Raw genomic sequence first — 20,029 nt, 5'->3', positions numbered from 1 at the left:
GGCGCGCGATCGTGGCTGTGTTATCGTCGCCGCGATCGATGACCCGCCTACGCCTCGCCCTGGTCGGGCTCGTGTTGACGACGCTCGCGGCCTGCGGCACGCGCCGCGATCCCGACTTCTGCTGCACGTCGGGGCTGTCGTGCGCCGCGAGCGGCGCCGTCGTCGACGTGACCCCCTGCACCGATCCGGCGGCGCCGGTCTGCGACGACGACGGCGACGTCGGCCGGCCGCGGACCTGCATCGCCGACACCGGCGGGGCCTGCGAAGCGCCCGGCGACTGCGTCGACCCGACCCGGCCGTTCTGCATCGGCAACCGGTGCGTGCAGTGCCAGGACGGCGACGCCACCGACGCCTGCGCCAACCCGACGCCGGCGTGCAGCGCGACCACGCACCTGTGCGTGCCGTGCACCGACGCGCCCGGCTGCGTCGGCGATCCCGGCGGCGCGGTGTGCCTGGACGGCAGCTGCGTCGAGTGCGCCGACGCCGGCGACTGCCCGACCGCCGATCGCGGCGTGTGCGACGACGCCAGCCACACCTGCCGGGGCTGCGTCGCCGACGGCGAGTGCGCGAGCGCGGTCTGTCGTCAGGACGACCGCACCTGCGCGCCCGCGGCCGAGGTGCTCTACGTCGAGGTCGGCGCGACCGGCGCCGCGTGCACCCAGGCCGCGCCGTGCGGCACGGTCGAGGAGGCCCTGGCCGTGGCCGGCGCCGGGCCGCGCACGATCAAGCTCGGCCCGGGGCTGCACCGCGGCACGGTGTCGGTCACCGGCGCCCGCGCGATCGCCGTCCACGGCGCCGGCATCGGCGCGACCACGCTGCGCTACTTCTCGGCCGTGCCCGACGCGCCGTTCATCACCGTCAGCGGCGGCGCGACGCTCACGCTCGAGGGCCTGCTGATCAACGGCGCACCGCCGACGACGCCCGCGGTCCGCTGCACCGGCGCCACGCTCAACGCGTTCCGGGTCCACGTCGACAGCGTCCCCCAGGGCGGGCTCGACCTCAACGCCTGCTCGTTCGCGCTGGTCAACACGATGGTCACGCGGTGCGGCAGCGCCAGCAGCCTGTTCGGCGGCGTGTCGCTGACGAACCTGACCGGGGCCCACAGCGTCCGCTTCGAGTTCAACACCGTCGTCGGCAACAGCGCCGCCGGCAACAACGTCGCCGGGGTCGCGTGCGCGATCCTGTCGACGCCGGTGGCGCTGACCTCGAGCGTCATCTTCGGCAACGATCGCGCCGACAGCGTGCCGGTCGGCGACGACTCCGACTGCGTCGTCACCTACTCGGTGATCGACGTGACGCCGCCGGCCGCGACCAACACCGACGTCGACCCCGGCCTGACCGCGCCCGGGTTCCACCTCGTCGCCGGCGCGTCGGCGATCGATCGCGCCGACCCCGCCGCCACCGTCGGCTACGACATCGACGGTGACGCCCGCGCCGGCGGCCGCGACTGCGGCGCCGACGAGCTGCCGTAGGTCGCTCGATGGCCGTCGTCCGCGACACCAGCGACGTGCGGCTGTCGCCGGCCGAGGCCGGCGAGGCGACGGTGGTGCCGTTCAAGCGCCACCTGTTCATCGTCGGCGTGGTCATGGCCGCGGCCGAGCTGGCGCTGGTCGGCTACCCGCTGTGGGCCATGTTCGATCTCGGGCGCCTGGGCTCGAGCACGATCATCCGCATCGGCGTGCCGACCGCGGTCGGCGCCGCGCTGGCGTGGCTGGCCATCATGACCGCGTGGCTGGTGCCGATCCGGGCGTGCGTGGTCGCGCACCGACGCGGCGAGCGGGCCAGCAAGAGCCTGGCCGCGCGCGGCTACCGCGCGTGCGTCAACACGCCGGTGCGGGTGCTGATCGGCCGCACGACGCTGTGGATCGTCATCGCGGGCAGCATCGGCGTGTTCCTGGTGCGCTACCAGGACTGGCCGCAGCCGCGGGCGCTGGCGATGGCGTCGCTGGCCGGCCTCCACGCCGCGCCGCTCGCCGCGATCCGCGCGGCCTGGCTCGATCGGGTGCTGCGCGGCGTCCGGGCGCGGGTGTTCGTGATCACCCCGCCGGTGCGGATCTTCGCCGACGAGCACTTCCGCCAGCTCCTGCTGGTGTCGATCGGCGCCGCCGCCGGCGCGCTGATCATGCAGTCGGCGTTCCTCTATTACTTCGTGCCGATCTCGTTCGAGCACTACCTCGGCATCGAGACCTACCTGCCGGGGGCGGCCGCGCTGGGCTGGGCCGCGTGGGCCGCGATCGCGCACTGGCAGACCCGGCCGCTGGTGCGCTACCTGGCGGCGGCGTCGGGCGACGGCGGCGACGCCAGCGAGGTCGGCAACGCCACCTCGGTCTACCGCCTGGCCCAGGCCCTCCCGTACCGCCTGGCCGCGGCGTCGCTGACGATCTGGATCGTCATCGCGCTCGTCGTCGGCCTGATCGCGCGCCGCTCGCTGGCGGTCGAGCTCGACGACACGATCGTCGGGATGGTCGCGCTCCTGGTCGTGGCGCTGACCGCGGCGATCTACGAGACGCTCGGGCACCGCGACACGCTGCGGCCGCTGCTCGCGCACCTGTCGACGCGCTACCGGATCCCGGTCCGGGCGGTCGCGACGCCGCTGTCGCTCGGCTCGAAGATGTTGCTGTCGTTCGGCGGCGTCGTCGTGCTCGCGTGCGGCATGGCGCTCCTGTGGGGCTTCGTCCAGTACAAGAACCTCGCGACCGACGCGGTCGGGCGCCAGGCCCGGCTCGGGCTCTACTGGGTCCGGTCCGAGGTCCAGGCCGTGGCGGCGGTCGGCACCGAGCCGCCGACGCCGGAGCTGGTGGCGGCGACCTTGCGCGACATCACCGCCCGCAACCCCGAGGCCTCCGCCGTCGTCTACTACCTCGACGACAGCACCCAGCCGGCGGGCCTGGTCGCGGTCGGGGGCGGGCCGATGGGCGCGCCGGCGCTGCCCTGGTACGTGGCCGGCACGATCGCCAGCGCCCAGAGCACCTGGGTCACGATCGGGCCCGCGAGCCTGGCCGGGCTCGGCGCCCGCCTGACCGTGCGCTGGCACGATCGCGACTTCGACCTGGGGGCCGTGGCGGTGCTGTACCCGACCTACCGCGGCCGCGGCGAGTCGATGGTGCGACCGCTGCAAGAGCTGCTGGTGTTCTTCCTGGTGCTGTTCGCCGCGTGCGCGGGGATCGTGCTGGTGACGGTGTCGCAGTTCGTCACGCCGATCCGGCGCCTCGAGCAGCGCGCCGACGCGATGGCGCGCGGCGAACTGGCCGATCCCGTGACCGCCAACGGCGACGGCGACGAGGTCGGGCGCCTGACGTTCGCGCTCGAGGAGATGCGCCGGGCCCTGCGCGACAAGCTGCGCTCGACCGAGGAGGTCAACCTCGACCTCGAGCGCGCGGTCCAGCGCCGCACCCACGACCTGGCCAAGAAGAACAAGGAGCTGGCCGAGACGCTCGACAAGCTCACGCGCACCCAGGCCCAGTTGGTCCGCGCCGAGAAGATGGCCTCGATCGGGCAGCTCGTCGCCGGCATCGCCCACGAGATCAACAACCCGGTCAACGCGATCGTCAACACGGTCGGGCCGCTCGAGGAGGCGCTCGGGGACTTCGCCAGCGATCCCGCCCACCAGGAGGCCGCCGACGACGTCCGCGACATGGTCCGGGTGATCCAGCGCGGCGCCCAGCGCACCAAGGCCATCGTCACCGCGCTGCACAACTACTCGCGCACCGACGACGAGACCGTCGTCGACTTCGACCTCAACCGCAGCCTCGACGACAGCCTCGAGCTCCTGCGCCACCTGCTCAAGGGCAACGTCACGGTCGTCAAGCACTACGGCGAGGTCGGCAAGATCCGGGGCCACGCCGGCCAGCTCGGCCAGGTCTTCATGAACCTGTTCACCAACGCGATCCAGGCCATGGCCGGCCGCGACGACGCCGCGCTCACGATCTCGACGCGCACGATCGGCGATCAGGTCGAGGTCAAGGTCGGCGACAACGGCCCCGGCATCCCGGCCGAGGTCGTGCCGCGCATCTTCGATCCGTTCTTCACCACCAAGGACGTGGGCGAGGGCACCGGGCTGGGGCTGTCGATCGTGCACGAGCTGGTCGCCCGCCACTCCGGCACGATCGAGGTCGACACCCAGATCGGCGCCGGGACCGAGTTCACGGTCACCTTGCCCCGCGATCAGGACCACCGGCCGCCGCGCGTGACCGCCGCCGGGCTGGGGCCCGCGCCTCGATCGTGACAATCTGGCAAGCCACCTGAGCAGACCTGACAGGCTGGCACGGGCAGGGGCCAGCGACGGGGATCTCATTCGTGGAATATCAAGGCGTTGCCTCTAGTTGTAGATGGCACCAGGCTTGAATTGATCCACCATCCGTCATGCTACATCCTCGCGCGAACTCGCGGTCCTGGCCGACCACCCTGCGGCCCGCGGGCGGCGTGCCCCGCGGGGTCTGGGCCCGCGAGGTCGGGGCGACCGCGATGACCGCCGGGACCCACGAGCCCGGCGCCGAGCCTGACGCCGGCGATCACGGCCGGGTCAGCGGCTGGGATCCGGCGCGGGTGGTGCTGGTCGTCGACGACGAGGTCCCGATCGTCGAGTCGCTCGAGAAGATCTTCCGGCGCGAGGGCTTCACGGTCCTGACCGCGACCAGCGGCGCGGCCGGGCTCGAGCTCCTGCGCCGGCACCGCGTCGGCGTCCTGCTCAGCGACCTGATGATGCCGGGCACCACGGGCATGGATCTGCTGCGCGCGGCCAAGACGGTCGCGCCCGAGACCGAGGTCGTGCTCATGACCGCGTACGGCACGGTCGAGACCGCGGTCGACGCGATGAAGGAGGGCGCCTACGACTTCGTCGCGAAGCCGCTCAAGCGCGCCCACGTCGTGCGGGTCGTCAAGAACGCCCTCGACAAGCAGTCGCTGGTGACCGAGAACCGCGCGCTCAAGGCCCAGCTCACCGAGCGCCGCCGGCGCGCCATCATCGGCACCTCGCTGCCGTGGCGCCGGACCATGGACATCGTCCACCAGGCCGCGCCGTCGGAGGCCACCGTGCTCTTGCTGGGCGAGAGCGGCACCGGCAAGGAGCTGCTGGCGCGGGCGCTGCACGAGAACTCGCACCGGGCCAAGGGCCCGTTCATCGCGATCAACTGCGCCGCGATCCCCGAGTCGATCCTCGAGGGTGAGCTGTTCGGCTACGAGAAGGGCGCGTTCACCGGCGCCACCAGCGCCCGCGACGGCCGGTTCGAGGCCGCCTCGGGTGGCACGCTGTTCCTCGACGAGATCGGCGAGATCTCGCGCCACGTGCAGGTCAAGCTCTTGCGGGTGCTGCAGGAGGGCGAGATCGAGCGCCTCGGCGGCAGCGGCAAGGCCCGGCGCATCGACATCCGCCTGGTCGCGGCGACCAACGTCGATCTGGCCGAGGAGGTCCGGGCCGGCCGGTTCCGCGAGGACCTGTTCTACCGGTTGAACGTCATCCCGGTGCACGTGCCGCCGCTGCGCGATCGGCGCGAGGACGTGCCGATCCTGGCCCAGCACTTCGTCGCGATCTACGCCGAGAAGAACGGCAAGAGCATCTCCGGCTGCACGCCGGGCGCGCTCACCCGCCTGGCCGACTACGGCTGGCCCGGCAACGTGCGCGAGCTCGAGAACGCGATCGAGCGGGCGGTCGTGCTGGCCCGCGCCGGCGCGGTCGACGAGGACGCGCTGCCGGCCGAGGTCCGCCACGCCGCCGCCGCCGGGGCCCCGGGGCTGACGTTCGCGGTCGGCACGCCGCTGGCCGACATCGAGATGCGGGTCATCCGCGAGACGCTGCGGCACACCCGCGGCGACAAGCGCCTGGCCGCGACCCTGCTCGGGATCGCGACCCGCACGATCTATCGCCGGCTCGCCGAGTCGAGCGACCCCGGCGACCGCGCCGCCAGCTCCGACGTCGACGGGCCCGAGCCCAGCGACGACGCCCCGACGATCGGACAGGAGTGACCATGCAGGATCTGCTCCGACGCTACTTCTGGGTGGTCGTGGTGCTGGCGGTGATCGGCGCCGCCACCTTCGCCGCCAAGGCCACCAACCACGTCGTCGAGGGCAAGTTCCTCGCCGATCCCAAGCACGGGCCCAAGGTCAAGCCGCCGGCGCCGGCGCCCAGCGCCTCGGCCGCGGCCCGCAGCAAGGTCGGCCAGCCGCTGGTCGACCGCAACATGTTCTGCGCCGCGTGCCTGCCGCCGGTCGCGCCGACCGCGACCGGGCCCAGCGATCCCAACATGGTCGTCCTGACCGCGCTGCCGCTGTCGCTGATCGCCACCCACGTCGCCGAGCCCAAGGTCCCGACCGACCCCGCCAACTTCGCCACGATCCTCAACACCGGCACCCAGAAGCAGGGCGCGTACTGGGTCGGCAACGACATCCCCGGCGCCGGCAAGGTGGTCGAGGTCCACTACAAGTACGTCGACTTCACCAACGCCGGCAGCGGCCGCAAGGAGCGCATCTCGCTGACCGGCGAGATCCCGGTGGCGCCGGCGCCGCCGGTGGCGGTCGCGTCCGCGCCGACCCCGAGCGACGGCGACGATCTCACCGCGGCCATCGACGCCGGCATCAAGAAGATCGACGACACCACCTACGAGATCGACAAGAGCCTGGTCGAGAAGGTGCTGGCCAACCCGATGGCGCTGTCCAAGGGCGCGCGCGTGATGTTGTCGTCGAAGAACGGCGAGCCCAACGGCTTCAAGATGTACGCGGTCCGGCCCAACTCGGTGTTCTCGAAGCTCGGCTTCTCGAACGGCGACACGATCAACGTCATCAACGGCATGCAGCTCAACTCGATGGATCGGGCCATGGAGGTCTACGCCAAGGTCCGCGACGCCCCGTCGCTCCAGGTCGAGGTCACCCGCCGCGGCAAGCCGGTCACGCTCAACTACACGGTCCGTTGACCGTCGCCCCGATCCCCCGATGCGCCCTCGCCTCCGTGACCGAGCCCCAAGCATGAAGTCGAACATGAAGCACTCCCTCCGCCTCGCTCGTGTCTCTGCCGCGCTCGCGGTGGTCGTCGCCACGCTGACGGCGCTGCCTCCGGCGGCGCTGGCCCAGCCGGCCGGCGACACCTCGCCGGGCGAGGACGCGCAGCTCTACAACTGCGGCAAGGCCGCCAAGTCGTTCGCGGTCACGCTCAAGCCCGAGACCGAGCTGAAGGACCTGCTGACCTGGGCGATGGGGTTCACCTGCAAGAACTTCATCTACGAGTCGAGCATCCTGCAGCGCTCGAAGAAGCTGACCGTCATCGCGCCCAACAAGATGACGCCGCAGCAGGCCTACCGCCTGTTCCTGGTGGGCCTGTCGACGATGGGCCTGACCGTCGTGCCCAAGGGCAACGTGCTGCGCATCGTCGAGGCGGCCAACGCCAAGTCCGAGACGGTGCCGATCTACCGCCACGGCACGCCGGCCAACTCCGACGACGTGTCGCGCCTGATCCTGCGGCCGCAGCACATCGCGCCCGAGGAGCTGTCCAACGCCCTGGCGGTGGTCAAGTCCAACATCGGCATCATCCAGCCGGTGCCGCGGGCCGGCGTGCTGGTCATCACCGACTACTCGAGCGCGATCCGCGACATGGTCACGATGACCAAGGAGCTCGACCGCCCGGCCACGGGCGAGGGCATCTACACGATCGCGGTCAAGTTCGCCGACGCGGTCGCCCTGGCGCAGAAGATCTCCGAGATCCTCGGCACCGGCCAGGCCCCGGGCGCCGGCCCCGGCGGCAAGACCACCACCAACAAGGACGAGGTCGCGGCGGCGGTGCCGTCGAAGATCCTGTCCGACGAGCGCACCAACACGATCATCCTCCTGTCGAGCGAGGCCGGGTACCTGCGGGTCCGCGGCCTGGTCGAGCGGCTCGACGTCGAGGCCGCTGGCGCCGGCAGCGACGCCGGCTCGATCCACGTCTACCGGCTCGAGAACGCCAACGCCGAGGAGATGGCCCAGACGCTCAGCGCCGCGCTCAGCGGCGCCGGCCAGCCCCAGCAGCGGCGCGGCGCCGCGCCGCAGCGCCCGGCCCAGCCCGATTTCGGCAACGTCGGCGGCGCGTCGTTCGAGGGCCAGGTCCGGATCACCCACGACAAGCCGACCAACGCGCTGGTGGTGCTGTCGAGCGGCCGCGACTTCCAGGCCCTCAAGGAGGTCGTGCGCGACCTCGACGTGCCGCGCCGGCAGGTCTTCATCGAGGCGGTGATCCTCGAGCTCAACGTCGGCAACGGCCTCGACCTCGGGTCGAGCTTCCACGGCGGCCTGCCGATCGGCAGCAGCGACGACGGCATCCTGTTCGGCGGCGTGCAGTCGAGCGACCTGAAGTCGCTCGACCTGACCAGCCTGGCCTCGGCCACCGGCCTGATCAGCGGCCTGATCGGTCCGATCCTGCCGCAGTCCCAGGAGCTGCTCGGCACCAGCATCCCGTCGTACGCGGTCCTGTTCCAGGCGCTGGCCAAGTCGTCGAACGTCAACGTGCTGTCGAGCCCGCACATCCTCGCCACCAACAACGAGGAGGCCGAGATCTCGGTCGGCCAGAACATCCCGTACCAGGGCGGCATCAACTTCGGCGGCTTCGGCCAGGTCTCGGGCGGCGCCTCGAGCTTCGGGCAGCTGTCGATCCAGCGCCAGGACATCGAGCTGTCGATGAAGATCACGCCGATCATCAACGCCAGCGACATGGTCCGGCTCAAGATCGAGCAGCAGATCCAGGACGTCGGCGACAAGGATCCGCAGCTCGGGCCGACCTGGACCAAGCGCAAGATCAAGACCACCGTGGTCGTCCGCGATCAGCAGAGCGTCGTGATCGGCGGCCTGATCTCGGACCGGGTCTCGTACACCGAGTCGAAGGTGCCGCTGCTCGGCGACATCCCGATCCTCGGGTACCTGTTCAAGTACACCAAGCGCGACAAGAAGAAGACCAACCTGCTCCTGCTGCTGACCCCGTACGTGGTCCACGACCAGATGGACCTGCAGCGGATCCTCGAGCGCAAGACCCGCGAGCGCAACGAGTTCCTCCGGTCGTTCGGCAACCTCGATCAGAACAAGTACTCGGGCTCGATCGACTACCGCCGCAAGCGCGGCGTGCTCGAGGAGATCAACCGCTCGATCATGACGGTCGAGGCCGACCGCGAGGTCCTCAAGGCGCTCGAGTTCGAGACCAACGCCATGCCGACCGGCCCGGTCGAGTACGTGCTGCCGGGCGCGGGCGACGGCTTCGAGGTCGAGGGCGACGTGGGCGCCCCGGCCCCGAGCACCCCGGCCCCCGACGCCAAGCCGGCCGGCGGAGGCAAGGCGCCGTGACCGACCCCGGCTTCGCCTACGACGCCGCGCCGGCGCCGCTGATCGGCGAGCTGCTCGTCCGCGACTTCGGCGTCAAGCCCGACGCGATCGAGCGCGGCCTCGCCAAGCAGCGCGAGGACGGGGGCCTGCTCGGGCAGATCCTCGTCAACCTGCGGCTGATCGACGAGGACCAGCTCGCGGCGGTGCTCGGCCTCCAGGCCGAGATGCCGGCGCTGCGCGATCTGCCCAAGGCCGAGGACATCCCGGCCGAGCTGTTCGAGGCGCTGCCGATCAACTTCGTCAAGCAGAACCGGGTGCTGCCGATCGGCAAGGACGCCGAGACCGGCCGGGTCCAGGTCGCGATCTGCGATCCGTTCGCGCTCGACGTGCTCGACGACATCGCCGTGCTGCTGGGCGGCGCCGTCGATCCGGTGGTGGCGTCGCCGACCAAGATCGTCGAGCACATCAACAAGGCCTACGGCCGGCTGCGCCAGGGCGCCGAGCTGGCCCACGACCAGAAGAAGGACGAGGGCGAGGACGAGTTCGGGCAGGGCGAGGAGCTGGTCGACATCCTCGACCTCGCCGACGAGGCCCCGATCATCCGCTGGGTCAACTCGCTGATGTTCCAGGCGGTCAAGGAGCGGGCCTCGGACATCCACATCGAGCCGGGCGAGAAGGACGTGGTCGTGCGGTTCCGCATCGACGGCGCCCTGCGCGAGGCCAAGCGCGCGCCCCGCAAGTTCCTGGCGTCGATCCTGGCGCGCGTGAAGATCATGGCCGGCCTCAACATCGCCGAGAAGCGCCTGCCCCAGGACGGCCGCATCCGCCGCAAGATCGGCGGCAAGGACGTCGACATGCGCGTCGCGACCGTGCCGACCGCGACCGGCGAGCGGGTCACGACCCGTCTGCTCGATCGCAGCTCGGTGCTCCTGGGCCTGGCCGACATCGGCATGGCCGAGGACACGCTCGAGCTGATCCGCGGGATCATCCGGCGGCCCTACGGCATCCTCCTGGTCACCGGGCCGACCGGCTCGGGCAAGACCACGACGCTCTACGCGTGCCTGTCCGAGATCAACGCGCCGGACGTCAACATCCTCACGATCGAGGATCCGGTCGAGTACCAGCTCGAGGGCATCAGCCAGACCCAGGTCAACCCCAAGATCGATCTGACGTTCTCGTCGGGCCTGCGCTCGTTCCTGCGCCACGACCCCGACGTGATCATGGTCGGCGAGATCCGCGATCGCGAGACCGCCGAGATCGCGATCACCGCGTCGCTGACCGGCCACTTCGTCTTCTCGACCGTCCACACCAACGACGCCGCCGGCGGCATCACCCGCCTGACCGACATGAACATCGAGCCGTTCTTGATCGCGTCGTCGGTGTGCGGCCTGATGGCCCAGCGCCTGGTGCGGCGGCCGTGCTACGAGTGCGCGCGGCCGGTGCGGCCGTCGGTGGCGCTCCTGACCGAGCTCGGGCTCGAGCCCGATCGGTTCTACGCCGGGGCCTACCAGCTCCCGGGCGTGAAGGGCCAGCGGACGCTGCCGACCGGGCACATCCTCGAGCCGGCCGGCTGCCCGACCTGCGGCGGCATCGGCTACAAGGGCCGCACCGGCATCTACGAGATGCTCGTGGTCAACGAGGCGGTCCGGCACCTGGCGATGACCAAGGCCGACGCCGGCGCGATCCGCAACGCCGCGGTCGCGTCGGGCATGGTCGCGCTGCGGGCCGAGGGCGCGCGCAAGGTCATGCAGGGGATGACCACTGCCGAGGAAGTCCTCCTCGCCACGGCGGACGCCAGCTGATGCGCGGAGCCACCCGATGGTGATGTACGCCTACAAGGGCATCGGCCCGACCGGCAAGGCCGTGACCGGCGTCAAGGACGCCGAGTCGCCCAAGCTGGTGCGCGCGCTCCTGCGCAAGGACGGCGTCGTCGTCACCTCGTGCGAGCTGTCCAAGACCGGGGCCAAGGGCGCGGCCACCGCCGGCTCGGGGCTGTCGAAGGAGGTCGATCTCGGCGCCATCTTCGCCGGCGTCAAGAAGGCCGACGTCGCCGCGTTCACGCGCCAGCTCGCGACCCTGCTCAAGAGCGGCATCGCGCTGGCCGAGTCGCTCAACACGCTGTTCGAGCAGACCGACAACGTCCGGCTCAAGGTGCCGCTGGGCGAGGTCCGGACCGCGGTCAACGAGGGCAGCGCCTTCGCCGACGCGCTGGCCAAGCACCCCAAGATCTTCGACGAGCTGTTCGTGTCGATGGTCCGGGCCGGCGAGGTCGCCGGCAACCTCGACGAGGTGCTCGAGCGCCTGGCCGACTTCCTCGACAGCGCCCAGAAGCTCAAGGGCAAGGTCCAGTCCGCGATGATCTACCCGGTCATCATGCTCATCGTCGGCGCGATCATCATGGCCGTGCTGATGGTGGCCGTGATCCCCGAGGTCACCAAGATGTTCAAGACCCAGGGCAAGACCTTGCCCTGGAACACCCGGCTCCTGATCTGGAGCGCCGACACGCTGCGCAACCACATCGGCCTGATCGTGCTCGGCTGGGTCGGCGCGATCTGGGGCTTCCGGCGCTGGATCAAGAGCGCCGGCGGCCGCCCGCGCTGGCACCGCTTCGTCCTCAAGGTGCCGATGGTCGGCGACCTGACCCGCAAGATCAGCGTGGCCCGGTTCGCGCGCACGCTGTCGACGATGCTGCGCGCGGGCGTGCCGATGCTGCGCGCGCTCGACACCGCCAAGGAGATCCTCGGCAACGTCGTCCTCAAGCGGGCGATCGACGACGCCAAGCAGGCGGTGACCGAGGGCGAGTCGCTGGCGACGACGCTCAAGCGCTCGGGCCAGTTCCCGGCCATGATGACCCACATGACCGCCGTCGGCGAGCGGTCCGGCCAGCTCGAGCAGATGCTCGAGCGGGTCGCCACCACCTACGAGAACGAGGTCGACCTCAAGCTGAGCCGCCTCACCTCGATGCTCGAGCCGCTGATGCTCGTGGCCATGGGCGGCTCGGTCGCGTTCATCGTGTTCTCGATCCTCCAGCCCATCATGTCGATGGGCTCCTTCGGAGGGAAGTAGATGAGTCCCGGCAACGGCAACGGCAACGGCAACGGCAAGGAGACAGTCATGCGCTCGCTCAACCTCACCTCGCTCCTCTCGCGCCGGCAGCGCCGGCGCACCGGCACGATCACCGGCCGCGGCCTGGTCGCGATGACGCTGCTCGAGATCATGATCGTGCTGGCGATCCTCGCGCTGGTCATGGGCCTCCTGGTCGGCCCGCGCGTGTTCCGCGCGCTGTCCTCGTCGAAGGGCGAGGTCGCCAAGAACATGGTCAAGAAGTTCGCCTACGAGGCCTACTCGGAGTGGTCGATGAAGCCGTCGAAGAGCGGCGCGTGCCCGACCTTGCCCGACCTGGCCGAGTTCATGAACAGCAAGGACACCAAGGACCCGTGGGGCGAGGAGTACATCGTCAAGTGCGGCGGCGATCTGCCCCCCGGCGTGACGCCCGGGTCGATCGCGGTCTACTCGAAGGGGCCGGACGGCAAGGACGGCACCGGCGACGACATCAAGAGCTGGGAGTAGCGCCATGGGTCCTCGGGTCCGGTCGATGCCTGCTGACGGAGCCGCCGCGCGCGGCGCCGTCGGCCGCGGCATGACCGTGCTCGAGATCATGATCGTGCTCGCGGTCATCGGCATGCTGTCGTACCTGGCGTACAGCGGCTTCCGGGTGCTGACCGGCCAGGCCCTGGTCGAGGACACCCTCGATCTGGCGTCGATGATGCGGCGGTCGCAGGCGCTCGCGCTCGAGAGCGGCGAGCCGATCCGGCTGGTGATCGATCTCGACAAGCAGGTGTACTGGGTCGAGGCCTGCACCGGGGATCCGACGCTGCGCCGGGTCAAGGAGGAGGTCGCCGTCGACGAGAAGGCGGTGGCCGATCGGCTCGAGGACGCGCAGCGCCGGCTGTCGACCCTGCCGGCCGGGCAGCTCAAGCTCGAGAGCGCCGAGCAGGCGACCCAGCTGGCGATGGCGCTGGCCGGCCAGGACGTCGGCGGTCGCACCTGCTTCCCGCTGCACGAGCTGGCGGCCCGGGGCGAGCGCAGCGACGGGACCGACGCGGTCGGCGCGCTGATCGGCAAGCTCGGCAACCTCGGCACGTTCGACTCGGTCGGGCGCGGCTTCCTGCGCAAGCTCAACACCGATCGCAGCGTCAAGGTGCGCGAGGTCTGGGTCCAGCACCTCGACGACTCGGTGACCGGCGGCCAGGTCAGCATCTCGTTCTTCCCGGCCGGCTGGGCCGAGAAGGCGATCATCACGCTCGGCGATGGCCGCGAGACCTACGCGATCTACCTCTACGGCCTGACCGGCCGGGTCGAGGTCGGCGACGGCGAGCCGCGCGACCCCGACGATCACCTGCTGCGCAACGCCAAGGGCGAGCAGGAGGACGAGCGATGAGGGCGATCCGGCGGGCCGCCTTCACGCTGGTCGAGGTCATGATCGCGCTGGCGATCCTGGGCATGGGCCTGGTGATCCTGGTCAAGAGCGTGGCCGGCAACGTCTCGGCGGCCGCGTCGTCGTTCTACATGGGCGTCGCGACCGACCTGGCCCGCGGCAAGATGTACGATCTCGAGGAGAAGATCCTCGACGAGGGCTTCCAGGACGCCGAGCAGGAGGAGGAGGGCGACTTCAGCGAGGAGGGCTGGCCCAAGATCGCCTGGCAGGCGGTGATCGAGCCGGTCGAGCTGCCGAGCTACGACAAGCTGGTGGCGCTGCAGAGCGGGGCCGGCGGCGGCAGCGGCAGCGGCAGCGACGGCGACGGCGAGGCCGCGACCGACACGTTCCAGTCGAGCGCGCTGGGCGGCATGATGGGCATGTTCGGCGGCGGCGGCGGCGGCGCCGACTCGGCCCAGGGCGCCCAGACCGGCGGCTTCATCCAGGCCCAGTACACGCTCATCCAGGAGGTGCTGAAGGCCTCGATCCGCAAGATCACCCTGACGGTGACCTGGTCGACCGGCATCGCCAACGAGCACATGGACGTGATCCTGTACGTCACCGATCCGGCCGGCATGCAGAAGACCCTCGGGAGCCTGGGCCTGTGACCGCGCGCCGCCTCCGGGGCATGACCCTCATCGAGATCATGATCGCGATCGCGATCCTGGGCCTGATGATGGTGATCGCGTGGACGACGATCAAGTCGGCGTCCGACGCCCGGACGACCTACACCGCGCTCGAGGAGCGCAACCACGAGATCCGGCTGGGCCTGGCCCGCCTGGTCAACGACCTCGAGAGCGCGTACCTGTCGAAGAACGAGGACAAGAACCTCGACAACAAGCGCACGATCTTCGTCGGCAAGGACGACGAGGTCCGGTTCTCGAGCTTCGGCCACCTGACCCTGTGGTCCGACGGCAACGAGTCCGACCAGACCATGATCGCCTACTACCTCGACGACGACCGCGCCGACCCCAGCGTCGACAGCCTGTACCGCAAGGAGCTGCGGCGGCCGTCGAACGAGAACTGGGAGCGCCAGCCCGGCGAGCTCGACATCCTGATCCGCGGGGTCGAGAAGCTCGAGCTCGAGTACTGGAACTGGCAGGACAAGAAGTGGCAGAGCGACTGGGACTCGAGCAAGGCCGACGGCGTCGCCGGGCGGCTGCCGACCCGGGTCCGGATCAAGCTCACCTACAAGAACTCGCGCGGCGACGAGGTCTCGATCACCACCCAGGCCCGGCCGTTGCTCGAGGAGCAGCTCCAGTACTGACCATGACCGCGCCCACGCCGCCCCCATCGACCCCCGCGCCCGGCCGCCCGCCCCGACGGCGGCGTCGCCGCGCCCTGGCCCGGCGCGAGCAGGCCGGCATGGCGATCCTCGCGGTCGTCACCGCCATCGCGATCTGCATGGTGATCGTCAACGACTTCGGGACCCGCACGTCGATCGACATGCTCCAGGCCCGCAACAACCTCGATCAGATGCGGGCCCACTTCCTGGCCCGGTCGTCGCTCAACCTGACCGACCTGGTGCTGCGCCTGCAGAAGCGGGTCGACGGCGTCGAGCAGCTGCGCGGCATCCAGATCACCGACTACGCCGACATGTTCATCGCGGCGTTCGGCGGCGACGCCGAGCAGGTCGAGGGCGCGATCGGCCTGTCGGCGACCGACACCAAGGGCCTCGGGACCTCGATCGGCACGTTCGGGGTCCGGATCACGCCGATCGACGGCAAGATCAACGTCAACTGCGCGGCGGCGCAGGCGCCGGCCCAGCAGAACCTGGTGCGCAAGGCGCTGCAGGCGCTCCTGTACCCGAACGCGTTCGACCCGGTGTTCGAGGAGGAGGACGGCGAGGGCTGGCGCCGCGACCGCGCGACCCAGATCGACGCCATCATCGACTACGTCGATCCCAACCTCGACCGGGGCGAGGCCCGGAGCGGCGCCGAGGACTACGGCTACGAGGGCCTGCGCGATCAGTACAAGGCCAAGAACGGGCCGATCGACTCGGTCGCCGAGCTCAAGCTGGTGCGGGGGGTCGACGATCGGTTCTGGGCGCTGTTCGGCTCGACGTTCCGGGTCGCCGGCGCCTGCAAGATCAACCTGCGCGCGGTCGACGATCCCAAGATCCTGGCCGCGATCATCACGCTGGCGGCCAAGGACAACGATCCGGTGGCCCGCGATCTCAACATGGTCTGGACGATCGCCACCTTGGCGCTGAAGATGAAGGAGCTGGGGTCGGGGTTCCAGGACACCGCGTCGTTCGTGCGGTTCGTCAAGGACCCGGCCGCCGAGGTCGCGGCGATGACCGGCGCCGACAGCGCCGACGGCACCACCGGCGCCGCGCCGCCGCCGCTGATCCAGCTGCCGCCCGGCCTGACCGGCATCGAGCTCGACCAGCGTCGGGTCGACGAGATCGCCGCCGCCGGCACCCTGCGGGTCTACGACGTCGAGGTCTACGGCGAGGTCACCCGCGGCGGCGTGCTCAACCCGCTCCGCCGCACGATCCGTGGCACCTGGGACCAGGACACCGTCCTGCAGCAGAGCCGCGTCCGCACCAAGCTTCCGCCCGGCCGCAACAACGGGGCCTGGCTGTACCTGCGCGAGGAGTAGCGCGTGACCGTCGCATCATCGAGGAACCAACCATGAGCCGCGTGTTCGCCGTCGATCTGGGCGCCTGGAGCGTCAAGGTCGCGATCGCCAGCCCCGGCTTCCGGCACGCCACCGTCGGCGAGATCGTCGAGCGGGTCGTGCCGCCGGGCGACGAGCCCTACGAGCAGCGCGCCGGCCGCGTGCTGGCCGCGATCGTGCGCGAGCACAAGCTCGACAAGGACGTCGGCTACCTCGCCGTCGGCGGGGCCCAGGTGTTCGTGCACGTGCTCGAGTTCGGCTTCAAGGCGCTGCGCCGGCCCGATCTCGAGAAGGCGGTCGGGGCCGAGCTCGAGGGCGTGGTCCCGATCGATCTCGAGGACTTGGTCTACGCGTGCGAGCCGCTGCCGGCCCACGTCGGGCCGGCGATCGATCCAGGGGCGCCGGTGCGCGGGCGGATCGCGGCGCCGGCCGAGGGCATGCGGGTCCTGACCTACTCGATGCGGCTGGCCCGCGCCCGGGAGCTGGTGGCGCTGACCGAGGCCGCCGGGGCCGAGGCCCGGGGCCTGGTGCCGGTCGCGGCCCTGGCGCGGCTCGATCGCTCGAGCGACGGCGTCGCGACCGCGGTCGTCGACATCGGCCACGAGCACACCCACGTGGTGATCGCTCGCGGCGGCAGGGCGGTCGGCTCGCGCACGTTCACGCGCGGCGGGCGCCACGTCACCGACGCGATCGTCAAGAACTGGCGCCTGCCGGTCGCCGACGCCGAGCACGCCAAGCACACCGACGGCTTCGTCGCGTCGAGCGGCAACCCGGCCCCGAGCGAGGCCTGGCAGCGCGTGCACGAGGTGCTGGTCAGCGAGCTGCACCCGTGGGTGCGCGAGCTGCGGCAGAGCCTGGCCGCGGCCCGGGCCAAGACCGGGGTCGAGGTCGGGCGCGTGATCGTGTGCGGCGGCGGCAGCCGCCTGCGCGGCCTGACCGGGTTCATCGCCGACGAGCTCAAGCTGCCGGTCGCGACGATCACCGCGGCCGACGCCGCCACCTTCCTGACCCCGCGCCTGGCCGAGGCCGGCGCGGTCGACGGCGGCGCGCTGGCGGTGGCGACCGCGCTCGACGTCGCCGGCGGGCGCGCCAGCTTCGATCTGCGCCAGGGCCCGCTGGCCTTCAAGGTCGACATGACCTTCCTGAAGACCCGGCTCATGCAGATCGGCGCCGCGGCGCTGGTGGTCATGGCGTTCGCGGGCGGCTCGGCCTACGCGTCGATGAAGACCCTGCGCAAGGCCGAGAAGACGCTGACCCAGCGGGTCGCGACCGAGTCGGCCGAGGTGTTCGACGGCCAGCCCAAGACCGTCAAGGCGCTGTTGTCGCTGTCCGGCGGCAGCGGCGGCAACGGCGAGTCGCCGATGCCGAAGATGTCGGCCTACGACCTCCTGCTCGAGATCAACGGCAAGCTGCCGACCCGAGACAAGATCACGCTGAACGTTACGTCGATCGACATCAAGGACAACAAGGTCAACCTCGAGGGGTCGGCCAAGACGCCCGAGGAGATCGACGCGTTGGAGGGCGCGCTCAAGAGCATCACCTGCATCAAGGAGATCTCGCGCGGGCCCTCGAAGAGCGGCAAGGACGGCGAGAAGCTGTTCTCGTTCGCGATGCGCACGGAGTGCATGTAGCCATGGCCGCCTTCGATAAGGTCCGCGACAAGTGGGAGTCGATCAGCCCGCGCGAGCGCCGCATGGTGCTCCTGCTGGGCGTCTCGTTCGTGGTGGTCATGGTGCTGTACGTCGCGCTGGCCATCAAGGACGGGCTCGACGCGCTCGAGCACAAGAACGCCCAGGCCCGGACCGCGCTGCAGCGGCTGACCGCGTACCGGGGCGCGGCCAAGCCCGTGCTCGGCGACAACCCGGCCGCGTCGATCACGACCGAGCCGGTCAAGCTCGAGAGCTACATCTACAAGGCCGGCGAGACCGCGGGCGTCACGATCCCGGGGGTCAACCCGCGCACGCCGACGCCGCGCGGCAAGTTCGTGGTGCACTCGGCCGCGGTCGAGATCCGCGACCTGTCGATCAGCCAGGTGAAGGACTTCCTCCAGGCGATCGAGACCGACTCGCGGGTGGTGGTGGTGACGTCGCTGTCGATCAAGCGCAACTTCCGCGACCAGGAGAAGATGGACCTGTCGGCGGAGATCTCGACCTACGCGCGGGTCGCCGAGACGCCGGGCGGCTCGGGCTCGGGCTCGGGCTCGGGCTCGGGTTCGGGCTCGGCCAAGGCAGGGGGCTGAGATGACCGTGTCACCGCGCGCCCGCGCGATCCTCCGTATCGTCGGCTACGTCGCGCTGGCGCTGGTCACCTTCGTGGTCGCGCTGCACCTGACCTTCCCGTACGACCGCATCCGCGACCGCGCGCTCGAGGCGCTGTCGTCAAAGTACGACGTGACGATCGGGGGCGTCGAGCGCAGCCTGGTGCCGGGGCGGTTCGCCCTGACGGCCGTGACCCTGCGGTCGCGCGCGGCCGTGGCCGGCCAGCCGACCACGACGATGTACTTCAAGCGGGTCGAGATCGATCTGGCGTTCGCGCCGCTCTTGTCGGGCAAGGTCGAGATCGGCCTCGACATCGCGACCGGCACGGGCAGGATCACCGGCACGATCGCGCAGCAGAAGAACGAGACCTCGTTCGCGTTCGCGCTGAGCAAGGTCCCGCTGACCATGATCCCCGGCGTCAGCGACGCGATCGGCCTGCCGATGTCGGGCAACGCCGACGGCAAGGTCCGCCTCAAGCTGGTCAAGAACGACTGGAGCAAGGCCGACGGCGTGTTCGAGCTGGCGTGCACGGTCGGCTGCGCGGTCGGCGACGGCGAGGCCAAGATCTACCCCAGCAGCAAGCGCCCCGGCGACGAGGTCTGGACCAAGGACGGCGTCGTGGTCCCGGCGCTGCGGATCGGGCGCTTCAAGCTGGCGATCGACGTGGTCAAGGGCGAGGCCCGGCGCCGCACCTTCGAGCTGACCTCGGCTGACGGCGAGGCCGACGTCGACGTCACGATCAAGCTGGCGCGGGTGATCACCGACTCGACGATCACCGGCTGCATCAAGTACAAGTGCTCCAAGGAGCTGTACGACCGCGAGGCCAAGTTCCGCAGCACCTGCGACTTCGGCAGCCCGATCATCGACGCCCAGGGCATGCACCACATCAAGCTCATGGGCAAGCTGTCGAACGTGCGCCGCATCGGCGCGCTGTGCGACGGCGCCCGCGACGACACCGGCAGCAGCGGCAGCAGCGGCAGCAGCGGCAACGACCGGCCGCGCATCGAGGCGCCGCCGATCGAGCCGATCCGGATCATCGACGCCGGCGTGCCGGTGCCCGTGCCCGTGCCCGAGGTCGAGGCGCCCGGCCCGTCGCCGACCTTCGATCCGGTGATGGGCCGGCAGATCCACGACGACGTGCCGCCGCCGCCGAAGCCCGAGGAGGGTGGCGGCGTCGGGCCCGGGGTCGCGCCGCCGCCGGCGATGCCACCCCCGCCGGTCGTGGCGCAGCCGCCGGCCCGGGGCGACGGCGTCACCGCGCCGTACCCGAGCGACAGCGCCCGGCCGAACGAGGCCACGCCGCCGTCCGACAATACGCCCTGACCGAGGTGCGCGTCGGCGGGGCGCGGCCCGCGGCCGGGCCGGCGAGCCGCGCCCGCGCGGTCAGGCCTTGATCGAG

At 70.9% G+C, this 20,029-nt stretch carries 15 protein-coding genes; all 15 read left to right on the top strand.

Annotation, left to right across the window (positions count from 1 at the left end):
* The first annotated feature begins 38 nt into the window (after window positions 1-38).
* The 15 genes from IPL61_02005 to gspN all read left to right on the top strand — a co-directional run bounded on the left by IPL61_02005 (window position 39) and on the right by gspN (window position 19,953).
* Window positions 39-1,472: a hypothetical protein gene (locus IPL61_02005; GenBank protein ID MBK9030107.1), complete on the top strand. Its 1,434-nt coding sequence runs from the start codon at window positions 39-41 to the stop codon at window positions 1,470-1,472.
* A gap of 8 nt (window positions 1,473-1,480) precedes the next feature.
* Window positions 1,481-4,225, top strand: coding sequence for a HAMP domain-containing protein (locus IPL61_02000; protein MBK9030106.1), 2,745 nt, complete (start codon window positions 1,481-1,483; stop codon window positions 4,223-4,225).
* 239 nt (window positions 4,226-4,464) lie between these two features.
* Window positions 4,465-5,961, top strand: a complete 1,497-nt coding sequence (locus tag IPL61_01995; GenBank protein ID MBK9030105.1) for a sigma-54-dependent Fis family transcriptional regulator — start codon at window positions 4,465-4,467, stop codon at window positions 5,959-5,961.
* A 2-nt stretch (window positions 5,962-5,963) separates the two neighbouring features.
* A complete protein-coding gene (locus IPL61_01990; protein ID MBK9030104.1) occupies window positions 5,964-6,905 on the top strand; it encodes a hypothetical protein in 942 nt (313 codons plus the stop codon).
* Between the two features lie 64 nt (window positions 6,906-6,969).
* A complete protein-coding gene (gspD, locus tag IPL61_01985; GenBank protein ID MBK9030103.1) occupies window positions 6,970-9,294 on the top strand; it encodes a type II secretion system secretin GspD in 2,325 nt (774 codons plus the stop codon).
* A complete protein-coding gene (tadA, locus tag IPL61_01980) occupies window positions 9,291-11,075 on the top strand; it encodes a Flp pilus assembly complex ATPase component TadA (GenBank protein MBK9030102.1) in 1,785 nt (594 codons plus the stop codon). Before gspD ends, tadA begins: the two co-directional genes overlap by 4 nt.
* Window positions 11,076-11,091: 16 nt before the next feature.
* Window positions 11,092-12,339, top strand: a complete 1,248-nt coding sequence (gene gspF / locus IPL61_01975) for a type II secretion system inner membrane protein GspF (protein ID MBK9030101.1) — start codon at window positions 11,092-11,094, stop codon at window positions 12,337-12,339.
* A complete protein-coding gene (locus IPL61_01970; GenBank protein MBK9030100.1) occupies window positions 12,340-12,843 on the top strand; it encodes a type II secretion system protein GspG in 504 nt (167 codons plus the stop codon).
* A gap of 25 nt (window positions 12,844-12,868) precedes the next feature.
* A complete protein-coding gene (locus IPL61_01965; GenBank protein ID MBK9030099.1) occupies window positions 12,869-13,714 on the top strand; it encodes a prepilin-type N-terminal cleavage/methylation domain-containing protein in 846 nt (281 codons plus the stop codon).
* On the top strand, window positions 13,711-14,358 hold the full coding sequence (locus IPL61_01960) for a type II secretion system protein (protein MBK9030098.1): 648 nt from the start codon (window positions 13,711-13,713) through the stop codon (window positions 14,356-14,358). The genes IPL61_01965 and IPL61_01960 overlap by 4 nt, the downstream gene beginning before the upstream one ends.
* The gene (locus tag IPL61_01955; GenBank protein ID MBK9030097.1) at window positions 14,355-15,017 is read left to right on the top strand and encodes a prepilin-type N-terminal cleavage/methylation domain-containing protein; all 663 of its coding nucleotides are present in this window, start codon (window positions 14,355-14,357) and stop codon (window positions 15,015-15,017) included. Before IPL61_01960 ends, IPL61_01955 begins: the two co-directional genes overlap by 4 nt.
* Window positions 15,018-15,115: 98 nt before the next feature.
* Window positions 15,116-16,354 carry a general secretion pathway protein GspK gene (locus IPL61_01950; GenBank protein ID MBK9030096.1) on the top strand — a complete coding sequence of 413 codons (1,239 nt, stop codon included), beginning with the start codon at window positions 15,116-15,118 and terminating at the stop codon, window positions 16,352-16,354.
* Window positions 16,355-16,386: 32 nt separating this feature from the next.
* On the top strand, window positions 16,387-18,003 hold the full coding sequence (pilM, locus tag IPL61_01945; protein ID MBK9030095.1) for a pilus assembly protein PilM: 1,617 nt from the start codon (window positions 16,387-16,389) through the stop codon (window positions 18,001-18,003).
* A gap of 2 nt (window positions 18,004-18,005) precedes the next feature.
* On the top strand, window positions 18,006-18,611 hold the full coding sequence (locus IPL61_01940; GenBank protein ID MBK9030094.1) for a type II secretion system protein M: 606 nt from the start codon (window positions 18,006-18,008) through the stop codon (window positions 18,609-18,611).
* Window position 18,612: 1 nt separating this feature from the next.
* The gene (gspN, locus tag IPL61_01935) at window positions 18,613-19,953 is read left to right on the top strand and encodes a type II secretion system protein GspN (protein MBK9030093.1); all 1,341 of its coding nucleotides are present in this window, start codon (window positions 18,613-18,615) and stop codon (window positions 19,951-19,953) included.
* Window positions 19,954-20,029: the final 76 nt, after the last annotated feature.

The organism is Myxococcales bacterium, assembly GCA_016717005.1.
Lineage (GTDB): Bacteria > Myxococcota_A > Polyangia > Haliangiales > Haliangiaceae > UBA2376.
This window is presented reverse-complemented; position numbering and strand designations above follow the sequence as displayed.

Bases quoted from the DNA above. Each gene is read 5' to 3' on its own strand.
- pilM (MBK9030095.1), top strand. From the start codon at position 16,387: ATGAGCCGCGTGTTCGCCGTCGATCTGGGCGCCTGGAGCGTCAAGGTC.
- IPL61_02000 (MBK9030106.1), top strand. From the start codon at position 1,481: ATGGCCGTCGTCCGCGACACCAGCGACGTGCGGCTGTCGCCGGCCGAG.
- IPL61_01960 (MBK9030098.1), top strand. From the start codon at position 13,711: ATGAGGGCGATCCGGCGGGCCGCCTTCACGCTGGTCGAGGTCATGATC.
- IPL61_01940 (MBK9030094.1), top strand. From the start codon at position 18,006: ATGGCCGCCTTCGATAAGGTCCGCGACAAGTGGGAGTCGATCAGCCCG.
- IPL61_01965 (MBK9030099.1), top strand. From the start codon at position 12,869: ATGCCTGCTGACGGAGCCGCCGCGCGCGGCGCCGTCGGCCGCGGCATG.
- IPL61_01950 (MBK9030096.1), top strand. From the start codon at position 15,116: ATGGCGATCCTCGCGGTCGTCACCGCCATCGCGATCTGCATGGTGATC.
- gspF (MBK9030101.1), top strand. From the start codon at position 11,092: ATGGTGATGTACGCCTACAAGGGCATCGGCCCGACCGGCAAGGCCGTG.
- IPL61_02005 (MBK9030107.1), top strand. From the start codon at position 39: ATGACCCGCCTACGCCTCGCCCTGGTCGGGCTCGTGTTGACGACGCTC.
- IPL61_01990 (MBK9030104.1), top strand. From the start codon at position 5,964: ATGCAGGATCTGCTCCGACGCTACTTCTGGGTGGTCGTGGTGCTGGCG.
- gspD (MBK9030103.1), top strand. From the start codon at position 6,970: ATGAAGCACTCCCTCCGCCTCGCTCGTGTCTCTGCCGCGCTCGCGGTG.
- IPL61_01995 (MBK9030105.1), top strand. From the start codon at position 4,465: ATGACCGCCGGGACCCACGAGCCCGGCGCCGAGCCTGACGCCGGCGAT.
- IPL61_01970 (MBK9030100.1), top strand. From the start codon at position 12,340: ATGAGTCCCGGCAACGGCAACGGCAACGGCAACGGCAAGGAGACAGTC.
- gspN (MBK9030093.1), top strand. From the start codon at position 18,613: ATGACCGTGTCACCGCGCGCCCGCGCGATCCTCCGTATCGTCGGCTAC.